Genomic DNA, 13777 nt, shown 5'->3' on the forward strand with positions numbered 1-13777 from the left:
AGCCTACACAATCAGCTTTGACCTTATTTTTGACAAGTTTATGCCTGGCGGCCATAGCGAAGTGGAACCACCTGATCCATTCCGAACTCAGTAGTGAAACGCTTCAGCGCCGATGGTAGTGTGGGGCTTCCCCATGTGAGAGTAGGACACCGCCAGGCTTTAAATAGAGAACCCCAGTCCAAATGGACTGGGGTTTTTTTATGCCTCACGGACAACTGCGCTATTCGCTATTCGCTATTCGCTGTTTGTTGTTGGTTTAAACCAAGAGCGAACGCAGTGAGCGTGCGAACAGCAAACAGCAAACATCGCTCTTCGCTTTTATCGTTTCGATTTTATCGAATGTTAAGCGCTAATAAACGCACTATTCATTTCATTTCCCTGAACTAAAATGCACACAGTAACGTAAAAGGAAGCTGTGATGCTACGCAATACCTCTAACAGTTATGGCTGGATCGCCATTGCGATTCATTGGCTCTCAGCGCTGGCTGTCATCGGCCTGTTTGCCCTTGGCTATTGGATGCTGACGTTGAGTTATTACGATCCTTGGTATCGCTTGGGGCCTTGGTGGCATAAATCCGTTGGCCTCACGCTGCTTGCATTAACCCTATTACGCGCTGTTTGGACGTTACTCAATCCAAAGCCCACGTTACGTGGCAGCACTTATGAGGTGAGCGCAGCTAAGCTCGGACATCTACTGCTTTATGGACTGTTATTGGTAACCATGATCAGTGGCTATTTGATCTCAACCGCAGATGGCAGCGGTATCTCAGTATTCGATTGGTTTGAGGTGCCAGCGCTAATCACGGGCATCCCGCAGCAAGAAGAGCTTGCCGGTGATGTGCATTGGTACGCAGCTTTAAGTCTTGTGATTTTGGCCGGCGTTCACGGCATTGCCGCATTACGCCATCACTTTTGGGATAAGCATGACACGTTGAAACGCATGTTACGTCCACAGCAGTAACCTGAGGAGAAGAGTATGAAAAAATTAGCTTTAGTTGCAGCAATGACTGCCGCCTTATCAGTATCGGTACAACCTGCGCAAGCAGAAGATTATGTGATTGATATTGAAGGTCAACACGCTTTTGTCCAATTCAAAATCAGCCACTTAGGCTATAGCTGGCTGTTAGGTGAATTTACCGATTTTGAAGGCTCTTTCAGTTATGACGAAGCCAATCCTAGTGCCGCGAGCGTCAATGTAACCATTGATACCACGAGTATTGATAGTAATCACGCAGAGCGCGACAAGCACTTGCGTAGTGATGATTTCTTGGCGGTCGATGACTATCCAGAAGCAACCTTTACATCAACCAGCTTCTCGCCAAACGGCGATGGAACAGCGGTGCTAGCAGGCGACCTCACCTTGCGTGGTGTCACTAAACCAATTGAAATTGCGGTGACTGAAGTAGGCGCAGGCCCTGATCCTTGGGGCGGTTTCCGTCGCGGTTTCGAGGGCAAAGTGACCCTTACCCTCGCCGACTTTGGGATTGATTACGATCTAGGTCCAGCGGCGAAAACTGTCGACATGTACCTGTCGATTGAAGGCATTCGCCAATAACGTTAGTTAGTGCCTAACTCGGCTTTTTCGTAGGCAGCTAAGGCTGCCTGCGAATTGCCTTGTGCGGTATAAACTTGCGCCAAATCCAGCCACACACGCCGTGATGGCACGAGCTCTGATGCACGACGTAGCGCCCGCTCCGCTAACGACCATTCGTTCGTCGCCATGGCAATTTGCCCCATAGCTTGCAATAACAAACCATCTTCCGGGTGTTGCTTCAACTGACCTTGTAAATAATCACGAAGCTCTACGCCTGGCACTAATAGCTGTTTATCGAGCAGCTGAGCCAACTTTAAGTCACCGCGCTTCAATCCTCGTGCAGCCACTTTGTCTGCAGCGTCGAGCAATTGATAGGTCTTCAGCACACCGATATAAGCTTGGCGGATACTGGCGGAACGGCGTTCGTCTCGCGCTAGGCTCTTCCAAAACGCGGCTAAAGCCGGAGGCCCTTCACGCCCCACTGCTAAAAAGCGCTCACGATAAGCGCGCTCTTTTAATTCACTCAGTGCAGTCGCACTCAACACCGCTAAGCGTTGTGCGTCGGGTAATGCGACAAGCACTTCATCCCAACGGTGCACATGCTCATAAGCCTGCAGCGCCAGACGCAATAGCTGTGGATGCTGTGGATGCTGACGACGTAGCTCTTGCAGCTCACTCAAGCGTTGTTCCGCTTGTTCTGGATGCTGCTGTAACGTGAATAACGTTTCGGCTAACTGAAGTTCGGTCGGGTTAGGAGCGTGTTGTAACCACTCACGTGCTTGCGCATAGTCTTCATTGGCTGCAGCCGCATAACTCGCAAATAAAGCTACGGTGCCATCGTGACGTAGCTGCCAGCTGCGATTAAAGGCGCTTGACGCACTGCGGGGATCACCATGCACTAACGCTTTTGCACCGTCGGTGACCGCCTGTTGAGCTTTGCTGGTGCGACGTTGACCAAACCACCTCATACCCCAAGCGGTACCGCGGACCAGACGCATTATAAAGCTCCAAATAACGCGCAGCACCAGTACGGCGAGTACCAGCAAAATAACAGCTGCGACAAGACTGGTTTCGATGGTGTAGTTGCCCACCGCAATCAGTACATAGCCAGTGTTGCCGTCCCATAGCGGACCAATAAATAATCCTGCAATCAGCAGTAAAACGATGATCCATGCATATTTCATTGGCTCACCCCGGCATTCACAGCTTGTGCGTGGCGGTTCATGATGGCCACGCTACGTAATTGCTCCGGCAGGTTGGGTTGCAAGGTTTGTGCTGCCAACTCGGTTAAGTCACTGCGTAAAGCGGCCAACTCTAAGTCACTTTGTTGTTCAAGTTCGACCACCAAAGCCAAGGCTTCTTGTAGGCTGCGTTGATAAAGCTCGTCGGTTTGGCTAAGCGTCGCCTGCTGTGCAAGCTGAAGTTGCAGCAATACACGCTGTTTTGCTAACTCGACAAAGGCAGCTGATAGCTGCGGTTCAATTGGCTTTTCACGGTGTTGTACACGAATAAGTTGTTGGAACAAGGTGCTTGCGCTGGCTTGAAGATGCTCGTACCAAGGTGCATCGGCGGGCGGCTCTTCATTAACCAAGGTGCGTGTCGGCGCATTGATTCGCCAGTCTTGCTGAAGTAAACGTGCCCGTAGACTGCTTAATTCCATAGCAACGGCTAAGTGGCGGTCAGCGTCGACACTGCGTAAGGCCACTTTGTCGTCGTTGATTGCTTGGCGAGCCGCCTGATAAGCTGGATTGTTCAATGCGGCTAAATGGGTATCGGCCAGCTCTAAAAGTTGTAAGGCTAATTCTGGTGCCTGATCGATATAGAGCTTATTACTTGCTTGCGCAACTAACTGTCGCGCCTCAAGAATACGCCATGCGGTGGCTTGTGAAACATCCAGACTGGCTAACTCCGCTTGCACCGACTGCACGGCCCGAGCAAGGTCCGACTGCCGCTGCTCTTGCTCACTTACGCTGCGCATTAAGCTCTGTTCGCTTTGCTGTAGCTGCCGCTCTACCAAATCAGGAAGTTGTTGCTGCTGACGTTCTAATTCAGCTAGTTTGTTATCAAGTTCACGCTGCAGGTCAGTTAGCTTCTGTTCTTGCGCGGTAACCTGCTCGTTGAGTTGCTGATTTGTCGCTATGAGATCTTGATAAACATAGCGATAGCCCGCCCAACCTGCACCAGCCAAAGCGGCCGCTAAAACAATGACCAACAGCCACGGTAGAGCCGAGCCCCTCTTGGGAGCCGAGTCGTTTTCTGAGGTTGCTTCGTGATCCTGTGCCTCAATGACTTCTTGTGGCTCTTCCTGCTTCGACGTGCTCTGTTCTGTCATAAGTTATCCTTTTCTACATGCATGGCGCGTTGCCATGCGTCTACCATAGCAAAACTTGCGGCACTATCGGCAATCATTACGTGCCTACCGATACCTGCTGGCAATAATTGTTGTAGTCGGTGGCTTGCGACAATCCAAGTGCACCGAGCTAACCACGCGATTGCGTCTTTGGGAACAGCGGCCAAAAACGCCCCTAACTGTTCTGCACTGCTGACCATGATGGTATCAATACTTTGTTGCCAAGCGCGCAGTTGCTGATCACTCGGCGTTTTCGTAATGCGCTCATAAACCTCAAGGTAGTGCACCTCGGCACCGCGAGCGCGCAAGGTATCGGCGAAAAGCTCACGGCCGCTGCGACCGCGAACAATGAGCCAGCGCTGACCATTTACCTGTTGCAGCTCGGGTAAGGCAAGCAACGCATCGCTATTATGTTCGCGCCATGGGCACACCACAGGTCGGTGTACGACGCGCGCTATCGCTTCTGCTGATACCGGGCCGACAGCGAACCAGCGACAGCGCGGCATGTCCTGATCGGGTGCCCAAGCTTGTGCTTGCTGGGCAAAATAGTGTGCCGCATTGACACTCACCATCATTGCTCCATCCCATGCGCTGCGCAAGGTGTCGGCAAGGCTTCGCGAAGGGTCATCATAACCCTTTATCTCGAGCATGCTGGCACTGCTACTGCGCATGTCATAGCCTTGTTCGGTAGAGCGCTGCTGTAATAACTGCTGCAGCTCTGCCGCTTGGGCTTCAGGACGAAGAATGAGAATGTGCTTCATGAGTGAAGTTCGTTCTCCGCATACACATCAGCTAAGATTTTTCCGGCGCCGCGGGCCAACAGATACTCAGCCAATTCGGTACCCAATGCTTCGGCATGGTCACGGTGACCTTTGATATCGCCTTCGATGATCTCGCTGCCGTCAGGACGACCGACGAGACCACGCAAATGCAATTGATCACCATGTAATTCGGCGTACGCACCGATCGGCACTTGGCAACCGCCCTGCAAGCGTCGGTTCATGGCGCGCTCGGCAAGCACACAACTGCGCGTATCTGCGCAAGTCAATGGGGCTAACAAGGCCTTGGTTTGGGTGTCATCGGTACGGCATTCGATCCCCAGCACGCCTTGACCGTTTGCCGGCAAGCAAACATCGGCAGGTAGGCGTTGACGAATGCGCTCGCCTAATTCCAAACGAATAAGTCCTGAGGCTGCAAGGATAATGGCATCGAATTGACCATCATCAAGTTTACCGAGCCGGGTTTGCACGTTACCGCGCAAATCTTTCACCACCAAGTGCGGGTAATGCGCGAGAATTTGGCACTTACGGCGCAGACTGCAGGTACCCACCACTGCTCCTTCTGGTAATTCATCAAGGGTATGGTAGTGATTAGAAACAAAGGCATCGCGCGGGTCTTCGCGTTCGCAAATACCGAACAACTCTAGTCCTGGCGGGAACTCAACGGGTAAGTCCTTCATCGAATGCACCGCTAAGTCGGCGCGGCCTTCGAGCATAGCTACCTCGAGCTCCTTCACGAATAAGCCCTTGCCACCAATCTTTGCTAAAGGTGTATCGAGAATAATATCGCCCTTGGTACTCATTGGCACGAGTTCTACGGTCAAGCCTTCATGCAGAGCTTGTAGACGCGCTTGAATATGTTCTGCTTGCCACATGGCGAGCAGACTTTTGCGCGTAGCGATGCGTAGGGTTTGGCTCATGCTAGTCTCCGCCTTCAACTTGCGCTTTTAATTCGAGATCTTGCTCAGCCTGTTTACTGCCCGAGTCGGTCAATAACTCCCAGAGCTCAGCGCCAGTGCGATTATCGATCCACTGACCGTCGCGGTATTCAAAATGATGGCCGTTGAACTTGGTCGCGACCCAAATTTGCTGCAAAGGTGGCTGTTTATTGATTACCATGACCGTGCGATTCGGAAAAGTAATTTCCAACATGTCACCGTCACACTCGCTATCGATGTCGATACCGGTGTTTTCGAAAGCTGCTTCAATCGCCCAAATCGTCGCTTCGGCGAGTTCATGATACTCATGGTCTTGCATGTCTACTCCTAGTAATGACATTTGTGCGCTGCAATGCGATGATAAGCACACGTTTCAATCGCGAATCACAAGGGTACAGTTTACCGATGTTTAAGCTGAAAGTAATGCGTCCAATCATTGTAGCAGCTAGCTTGGTCTTGGTCGCCTGTGGGCAAAAAGGTCCATTGGAAATGCCGCCCCCGGCTGAGCAAAATAAACCTGCGGAACCTGTAGCCGATTCGCAAGTACAGGATAGCAACGTAACATCATGAGTTTTAATTACAAAAATACTGAATTGTTCGCAGAAGATTGTGCGGTGACGGACCTTGCTAAAACGCATGGAACGCCGCTGTTCGTCTATTCAAAAGCTGCGATCACAGCGAACTGGGAACAGTTTGCCAAACATTGGCCTGCGCCAAACAAACTTTGTTATGCGGTAAAGGCAAATTCTAACCTTGCGGTATTGAACCTGTTGGCGCGTTTAGGCGCCGGTTTTGACATTGTCTCTGGCGGTGAATTAGCCCGTGTTCTTGCCGCGGGCGGTAAAGCTAGCGATGTGGTTTTTTCCGGTGTTGGTAAAAGTCACGAAGAAATTTCCTACGCTCTTGAGCAAGGCATTGGCTGCTTTAACGTGGAATCGACCGCCGAACTTGAGCGCATTCAAGCGATAGCCGCTGAGAAAGGCGTGCAAGCGCCAGTGTCGTTGCGGGTGAACCCGGATGTCGATGCGCAAACGCATCCGTACATCGCTACCGGATTAAAAGCCAATAAGTTTGGGATTGCGATGTCTGAAGCACGCGATGTATTTCGTCGTGCGGCACAAATGCCCAACTTGAATGTGTGTGGTGCTGACTGTCACATCGGCTCGCAGATTTTGACACCGCAACCCTTTATGGACGCAGCTGAGCGTATGTTTAGCCTAGTCAAAGACTTGCGGGCTGAAGGTATTAACATCACCCATTTGGATATGGGGGGTGGCTTTGGTATCCCTTATCAGCATGAAGAAAAATTAGAGGTAAGTGGTTACTTACAGACGTTGCAGGACAAAGCATCTGAGCTGGGTAACCTGAAGCTCATGCTAGAGCCAGGCCGTTCAATCGTCGGTAACGCCGGCATTATGGTGACCAAGGTCGAATACTATAAACCGGGTAGTGAGAAAAACTTTTTGTTGGTGGATGCCGGCATGAACGACCTGCTACGGCCGTCACTTTACAATGCCTATCATGCGATTCAACCAGTTCTGCGGCACGCCGGGGTTGATGAGCAATTGGTCGACGTTGTCGGTCCTGTTTGCGAAACCGGTGACTTTTTTGGCCATGCCCGGCACTTGGCTGCGCAAGAGGGAGATTTGCTGGCAGTAATGAATGCCGGCGCGTATGGTTTTACCATGGCATCGAATTACAACACCCGTCCGCGCGCGGCCGAGGTTATGGTGCACGGTGATCAGGCAACCTTGATTCGCGAGCGCGAGCCGCTGGAAAGTCTTTGGCAGGGTGAACACTTGCTCGGAGAGAATGTGTGAACTTTAGTAAAATGCACGGTCTCGGCAATGACTTTATGGTCATTGACAATGTGACGCAGAATATTTACTTAAACCCTGAACAGATCCGACGTTGGTCGGATCGCTATCGCGGAATTGGCTTCGATCAACTATTGTTGATTGAGCCGCCGTATGATCCTGAACTGGATTTTCACTACCGCATTTTTAATTCGGATGGTAGCGAAGTATCGCAATGCGGCAATGGCGCACGTTGCTTTGCGCTGTACGTTAAGTTAAAAGGCCTTAGCAATAAGCAAGAGCTTAAAGTCAGCACCAAGGCTGGCACCATGGTTATGCGGCATGAACGTGATGGGCGTGTGACAGTTGAAATGGGTGTTCCGACTTTTATTCCGTCGGAGGTGCCTTTTAAAGCGAATAAAGAAGAGCAGACCTACGTGTTACGTGTGCAGGAGCAAACGGTCATGTGTGGCGTCATGGGTGTTGGCAATCCACACTGTGTGATTGAAGTGGATGATATCCACCATGCGCCGGTAGGTACCTTGGGTCGCGCTTTGGCCACCCACGAGCGCTTTCCGGAAGGTGTGAACGTTGGCTTTATGCAAATTATTAATCGCGAGCACATAAAGTTACGTGTTTTCGAGCGTGGTACCGGTGAGACGCAAGCGTGCGGTAGTGGCGCATGTGCAGCGGCGGTGATTGGTATGCGTCAAGGCAAACTGGATTCGCAAGTGCGAGTACATTTACCTGGTGGGCAGTTGATCATTCAATGGCAGCCAGGTGAACCGATCCGTATGACGGGACCGGCGGAACATGTTTATGATGGACATTTGAAACTATGAGCAACGAAGCAAAAAAACAAGCTCACGAAACAGTCGTTGATGACAGCCTAATTGCGGCTTATTTGGAAGAGAATCCAGACTTTTTCGAACGGCATCCAGAGTTACTTCAACGTCTGAGCGTTAAACATCAAAGTAAAGGAGCGGTATCGCTGGTTGAGCGTCAACAGCAAGTCTTGCGCCAACGTGTTCAGCAACTCGAAGAAGAAATTACTGAGTTGATGGTCACCGCGCGTCGCAATGAGGAGTTGTTTCGTTACTTTAGCCAGCTTTATGTGAAGTTGTTGCAAAGTGCGAGTATCGACGAGGTGATGGATAGTTTGCAGCAAACATTCTCTGAACAGTTACAAATGCCTGCGCTGAGCTTAAAGTTTTTTGATAGTCCATTAGAGCTCGAAGAGCAATTCACCTTTGCCGCTGATACCCACAAACAATTGCTCAGCAAACGTTTTCGTGACGACAGCATCTACTTGGGTCGCTTATCGGCTGACGAGCAGCGTTTATTGTTCCCCGATGAAAGTATCGCTTCGGTGGTGTTGCTGCTGCTTGGCGACAAAGGGGAGTTAGGGATGTTAGCCATTGGCAATCACGATGCGGGGCATTTTGAACCAGCCATGGACACATTGTTTGTGAAGCAGTTGCAAGTGCTGCTAACACAAGTTCTGCCGCCTCTTCTGCAGCATCATGCTTCTGCTTGAGGCGCGACAGCGCTTTTTAAATCATTTGGCCGGTGAGCGCGGGCTCGCCGATCATACGCTCGCCAATTATGGGCGCGTGTTGAAAAACGATATCGTGCACTTGGCCGAGTTAGGTGCCGAGCAGGTGGCCGAGGTGACGCAGCCACTTTTTGAACGTTTGTTTATGGACTGGCGGCGTCAAGGCTTAGGTGACGCCTCATTGGCCCTACGTCTAGCTGCATGGCGCTCCTGTTTTGACTATTGCATGCGGGAAGGTTGGCGCAACGATAACCCTGCCCGCCATACCAAAGCCCCAAAAGCAGCGAAACGCCTCCCCAAAAATCTCGATGTTGATAGCATCAGCCAGTTACTCCAGCTACCTGATAACGATGAACTTGCGTTACGTGACGCGGCGATGATGGAGTTGCTTTATGGTAGCGGTTTACGGTTGGCGGAATTAGTGGCACTGGATATCGATGCTATTAACCCACGCCACCAAGAGCTTCGTGTCCTTGGTAAAGGCGGCAAGACGCGTATTGTGCCTTATGGCCGCTGCGCGGCAGAAGCACTAAAAAAATGGTTGCCAATTCGTGCCAACTGGCTTGGCGGCAACTTAACTGAAGTCGCGCTTTTTATTAGCCAACGTAATAAACGCATAAGTCCGCGCACGGTACAACAGCGCCTTAATCATTGGGGGCAACAACAAGGTTTGCACGGCAACTTGCACCCACATAAATTGCGGCACTCGTTTGCCTCACATATGTTAGAATCGAGTGGTGATTTACGCGCCGTGCAGGAGCTGTTGGGCCACGCAAACCTGAGCACCACTCAAGTTTACACCCACCTCGACTTCCAGCATCTTTCTAAGGTCTACGACGCCGCACACCCAAGAGCTAGAAAGAAGTAGCTCTCGGTTTAGGCTTTCAACGAACAGCAAACAACAAACATCAAACAACGAGTTCTAAATGCAGTTTTACCGACGTCCGCAGCCTATTGGCGCTATTAGCTTTGACCTCGACGATACCTTGTATGACAACGTCCCAGTGATGCGTAAAGCCGAAGCGGAAGGCTATCGTGCCTTGTGCGAACTATTTCCACAGGCGCAGCAGTGGACGCAGCAGCAATGGGCCGAGCGGCGTTGGCAACTGATGCGAAGCGAAGCCGATCTCGCCAGTGATATGACCTTGCTACGTTTAGCGACGCTTAAGCGCGGGCTGATGGAGCTAGGGGTTGATGAAACCAATGCGAAAATTGGCGCTGAGCAGGGATTACAAGCGTTCTTGGCTGCCCGAAATCAAGTTGTGGTACCGGCGCAGACGCATGAAATGCTGAGCGCGCTCGGCCAACATTACCCGCTTATCGCCATCAGCAATGGCAACGTCGATACCCGAGTCATCGGTCTGCATGACTACTTTCATCAGGTCATCCAACCGGGTGATGGACGTCGTGGTAAGCCTTATCCGGATATGTTTGCCGCCGCGCAAACACAGTTGCCGCAGCTAAAGCCTGGGCAGTGGCTCCACGTTGGCGACAGCCCGCTGGCCGACGTGCTTGGCGCGCATCGTGTGGGTTGGCAGTCGGCTTGGTTCCGTGGCGGCTTGTATGACGAACAAGGTCTGATTGTGTTGCCGACCTTTGCCTATCACGACAATCAAACGCTGGCAGACTTTTTGCTCGACTAACTGGTTGCATATACAGTAGTTGCACTTTACACTGACCTGCAAAGCAAGAATGGATATTCCTATGACATCGCACCCACTCCTTGAGCAACTCAATGACAAACAACGCGCTGCTGTCAGTGCTCCTGAACGGCATATGCTGGTGCTCGCTGGCGCCGGTAGTGGTAAAACGCGTGTACTCGTGCATCGTATTGCGTGGCTCATGCAGGAATACCATTTATCGCCTTATAGCATTATGGCGGTAACCTTTACCAATAAGGCTGCGGCGGAGATGCGTGGGCGCGTGGAAGAGCTTGTTGGTAGCTCCACGCGGGCGATGTGGATCGGTACTTTCCATGGCTTGGCACATCGTCTATTGCGTGCGCATTACATGGATGTCGACTTGCCGCAAAATTTTCAAATTCTCGATAGTGACGATCAACAGCGGATGCTCAAACGCATCATGCGCAGTATGAATTTAGATGAAAAGCGTTGGTCGCCAAAGCAGGCGCAATGGTTCATCAATGCGAAAAAGGACGAAGGGCTTCGTCCGCATCACTTAGATGGCCATGATTTTAACGAGCGCACCTACAAAGAGATTTATGACGCTTATCAGGTGGCATGCGATCGTGCAGGCCTCGTCGACTTTGCCGAGTTGCTGTTGCGCGCGCATGAACTGTTACGCGACAACCGTATTGTGCGTGAGCACTATCAAAAGCGTTTCCGCCATATTTTGGTCGACGAGTTTCAAGATACCAACGCCATTCAGTACGCCTGGGTGAAGCTATTATCCGGTGGCGGCGCTGGCGCTGAACACGAAAATTACGTCACCATCGTTGGTGATGACGACCAATCGATTTACGGTTGGCGTGGCGCCAAAATAGAGAATATTCATCAGTTTACCCGTGACTATCCCAACGTTGACACGATACGCCTTGAGCAAAACTACCGCTCCACCAATACCATTTTGAGCGCCGCGAATAGTGTTATCGCCAACAACAGTGACCGCCTCGGCAAAGAACTATGGACCGACGGTGGTAACGGTGAGCCGATCGATTTGTACGCAGCTTATAACGAGCTTGATGAAGCACGTTACATTGCGAGTCAAGTTGAAGCTTGGCATGAACAGGGTAACGCCTTGCAAGATGTAGCCTTACTTTATCGGAGTAACGCTCAGTCGCGGGTGCTGGAAGAAGCATTGCTTCACGCCCGTATTCCCTACCGCATTTATGGTGGTTTACGCTTCTTCGATCGCCAAGAAGTCAAAGACGCACTGGCATACCTGCGGTTACTTGCGAATCGTAATGACGACGCTGCACTCGAACGGGTGATCAATACGCCAACGCGTGGTATTGGCGCACGTACGCTTGAAATCGTGCGTGACGGCGCCCGCCAACGCGGTACGTCTTTATGGGATGCAGCCAAGCAATTAGCAACGGAAAAAGTACTTACGGGTCGAGCTGCAAATGCAGTGCTGACATTTATTGACCTCGTGCAAGAACTCGAAGACGAGACCGCTGAGTACAGTCTGGGACGGCAGGTCGATACCGTCATCAAAAGCAGTGGATTGATGGCGATGTATCAAGCTGAAAAAGGCGAGAAAGCAGAAACTCGCGTAGAAAACTTAAAAGAGCTGGTGAACGCTTGTGATAATTTTGACCAGCTTGGTACCGAAGCGCCCGAGGATATGACGCCATTGAATGCTTTCTTAGCACATGCCGCATTGGAATCAGGCGATGAGCAGGCCGATGAGCATCAAGACGCCGTGCAATTGATGACGTTACATAGCGCGAAAGGACTCGAATTTCCCTTAGTGTTTATGTGTGGTGTTGAAGAAGGCCTGTTCCCATCACAACAATCGCTGGACGAAGCAGGACGGCTCGCCGAAGAGCGTCGTCTTTGCTATGTGGGGATGACTCGAGCGATGCAGAAGTTGGTGATCACTTACGCTGAGCAGCGGCGTATTTATGGACAGGAAAAATTACACCGAGCCAGCCGTTTTATTGCCGAGATCCCGCCCGAAAATCTGCATCATGTGCGTATGCAAACGCGTTCTCGTATGAGTGACGACTTTGGTGCAAGTCAACAAAGCTATGGTCGATTTCACAGTGGCGCAAGCCATGAAGCCTTTGCCGAAAGCGGCTTTCAGCTTGGGCAACGCGTGCGCCATGTGAAATTTGGCGAAGGCACTGTACTCAACTACGAAGGCAGTGGAGCGCAAAGCCGCATCCAGGTTAATTTCGATGACCTTGGTAGTAAATGGTTGGTGGTAGCCTACGCACGTTTAGAGCGTTGCTGATGAACAAGTGTATCAAGGCTGTAAAGCGCTAATGCAGCCCAAATAATGGCAAAGGTCACCAATTTATCTGCAGCTAAGGGTTCACCGTAAACCCATACCGCCAAGATAAACATGAGACTTGGGCCGATGTACTGAAAAAAGCCCAGCGTAGCGTAACGTATCCGCTGCGCAGCTGCGGTGAAACACAGCAGCGGGGCCGTGGTGACGATACCTGCGGCAATAAGCAGTAGATTAAGTTGCCAGGTGTTTGCTGTCATATCGCTGGCGCCGGATGTCGCAAAGAAGAACACATACACCAACATAAACGGTAAAAGAATGGTCGTTTCGAGCCACAGTCCGGTCATTGAATCCACCGGCAAGCGCTTACGAATTGCGCCATAGGTTGCAAAACTACAGGCAAGCGCAAGTGCCACCCATGGCACAGAACCGAACGAAATGACCTGAATCAAGACACCGATAACGGCTAACGCAATCGCAAGCAATTGCATGCGGCGCATACGCTCAGCGAATACCACCATGCCGATAGCGACGTTGAGTAGCGGGTTAATATAGTAGCCAAGGCTGGCATCAAGAATATGATCGTTGTTAATCGCCCAAATGAATAGGAACCAATTGCCGCCAAGTAAGAAAGTTGCAATGGTTAGGCGTAGCATTTGTTTTTTGTTGGTGACCACGGGGCGAATGCGGTACCAGCGGCGCAGACCAACGATCAGTACCAACACCAAGACAAAAGACCAGATGATACGGTGCGCCAAAATTTCAAGCGCGGGCACTTGTTGCAACAATTTGAAGTATATCGGTGCAATGCCCCACATAGTGTAGGCAGCAATCGCAAATAAAACCCCTTGGCGACTGCGTTGAGCATCATCGGTCATGCGACAAACTCTCTTGGTTAGCTGGTATCTCA

At 51.1% G+C, this 13777-nt stretch carries 15 protein-coding genes and 1 rRNA gene; 10 read left to right on the forward strand and 6 right to left on the reverse strand.

The window, feature by feature from the left end; all coding sequences use genetic code 11:
- The first annotated feature begins 43 nt into the window (after positions 1-43).
- From rrf to CWI70_RS09125, 3 genes are all read left to right on the forward strand, one after another.
- Positions 44-158 (forward strand): 5S ribosomal RNA (gene rrf / locus CWI70_RS09115).
- Positions 159-418: 260 nt separating this feature from the next.
- Positions 419-961 (forward strand): cytochrome b, encoded by a 543-nt coding sequence (locus tag CWI70_RS09120; RefSeq protein WP_126772880.1) that lies wholly within the window; start codon positions 419-421, stop codon positions 959-961.
- A gap of 15 nt (positions 962-976) precedes the next feature.
- A complete protein-coding gene (locus CWI70_RS09125) occupies positions 977-1555 on the forward strand; it encodes a YceI family protein (protein WP_126772882.1) in 579 nt (192 codons plus the stop codon).
- 2 nt (positions 1556-1557) lie between these two features.
- Here the strand turns inward: CWI70_RS09125 and CWI70_RS09130 are convergent, their stop codons facing one another.
- The 5 genes from CWI70_RS09130 to cyaY are packed head-to-tail and all read right to left on the reverse strand — an operon-like array spanning position 1558 to position 5920.
- A complete protein-coding gene (locus CWI70_RS09130) occupies positions 1558-2718 on the reverse strand; it encodes a heme biosynthesis HemY N-terminal domain-containing protein (RefSeq protein WP_126772885.1) in 1161 nt (386 codons plus the stop codon).
- Positions 2715-3866, reverse strand: coding sequence for a uroporphyrinogen-III C-methyltransferase (locus CWI70_RS09135; RefSeq protein ID WP_126772887.1), 1152 nt, complete (start codon positions 3864-3866; stop codon positions 2715-2717). The genes CWI70_RS09130 and CWI70_RS09135 overlap by 4 nt, the downstream gene beginning before the upstream one ends.
- Positions 3863-4645, reverse strand: coding sequence for a uroporphyrinogen-III synthase (locus CWI70_RS09140; protein ID WP_126772890.1), 783 nt, complete (start codon positions 4643-4645; stop codon positions 3863-3865). The genes CWI70_RS09135 and CWI70_RS09140 overlap by 4 nt, the downstream gene beginning before the upstream one ends.
- Positions 4642-5583, reverse strand: coding sequence for a hydroxymethylbilane synthase (gene hemC / locus CWI70_RS09145; RefSeq protein ID WP_126772893.1), 942 nt, complete (start codon positions 5581-5583; stop codon positions 4642-4644). The genes CWI70_RS09140 and hemC overlap by 4 nt, the downstream gene beginning before the upstream one ends.
- Before the next feature lies 1 nt (position 5584).
- Positions 5585-5920, reverse strand: coding sequence for an iron donor protein CyaY (cyaY, locus tag CWI70_RS09150; protein ID WP_126772896.1), 336 nt, complete (start codon positions 5918-5920; stop codon positions 5585-5587).
- Between the two features lie 104 nt (positions 5921-6024).
- Between cyaY and lptM the strand changes: the two genes are divergently transcribed.
- From lptM to uvrD, 7 genes are all read left to right on the forward strand, one after another.
- Positions 6025-6171 carry an LPS translocon maturation chaperone LptM gene (gene lptM / locus CWI70_RS09155; protein WP_241967887.1) on the forward strand — a complete coding sequence of 49 codons (147 nt, stop codon included), beginning with the start codon at positions 6025-6027 and terminating at the stop codon, positions 6169-6171.
- Positions 6168-7421: a diaminopimelate decarboxylase gene (gene lysA, locus CWI70_RS09160; RefSeq protein ID WP_126772901.1), complete on the forward strand. Its 1254-nt coding sequence runs from the start codon at positions 6168-6170 to the stop codon at positions 7419-7421. Before lptM ends, lysA begins: the two co-directional genes overlap by 4 nt.
- Before the next feature lie 11 nt (positions 7422-7432).
- Positions 7433-8239, forward strand: coding sequence for a diaminopimelate epimerase (dapF, locus tag CWI70_RS09165; protein ID WP_126773681.1), 807 nt, complete (start codon positions 7433-7435; stop codon positions 8237-8239).
- Complete coding sequence (locus CWI70_RS09170; RefSeq protein ID WP_126772903.1) at positions 8236-8934, forward strand: DUF484 family protein; 699 nt, start codon at positions 8236-8238, stop codon at positions 8932-8934. Before dapF ends, CWI70_RS09170 begins: the two co-directional genes overlap by 4 nt.
- Positions 8921-9820 (forward strand): tyrosine recombinase XerC, encoded by a 900-nt coding sequence (locus tag CWI70_RS09175; RefSeq protein ID WP_126772906.1) that lies wholly within the window; start codon positions 8921-8923, stop codon positions 9818-9820. The genes CWI70_RS09170 and CWI70_RS09175 overlap by 14 nt, the downstream gene beginning before the upstream one ends.
- A 58-nt stretch (positions 9821-9878) precedes the next feature.
- A complete protein-coding gene (locus CWI70_RS09180) occupies positions 9879-10595 on the forward strand; it encodes an HAD-IA family hydrolase (RefSeq protein ID WP_126772909.1) in 717 nt (238 codons plus the stop codon).
- Positions 10596-10656: 61 nt separating this feature from the next.
- Positions 10657-12870 carry a DNA helicase II gene (gene uvrD, locus CWI70_RS09185; protein ID WP_126772912.1) on the forward strand — a complete coding sequence of 738 codons (2214 nt, stop codon included), beginning with the start codon at positions 10657-10659 and terminating at the stop codon, positions 12868-12870.
- Here the strand turns inward: uvrD and rarD are convergent.
- A complete protein-coding gene (rarD, locus tag CWI70_RS09190; RefSeq protein ID WP_126772915.1) occupies positions 12846-13745 on the reverse strand; it encodes an EamA family transporter RarD in 900 nt (299 codons plus the stop codon). The genes uvrD and rarD overlap by 25 nt on opposite strands.
- Positions 13746-13777 lie beyond the last annotated feature (32 nt).

Source organism: Pseudidiomarina homiensis, from assembly GCF_003987225.1.
Lineage (GTDB): Bacteria > Pseudomonadota > Gammaproteobacteria > Enterobacterales > Alteromonadaceae > Pseudidiomarina > Pseudidiomarina homiensis.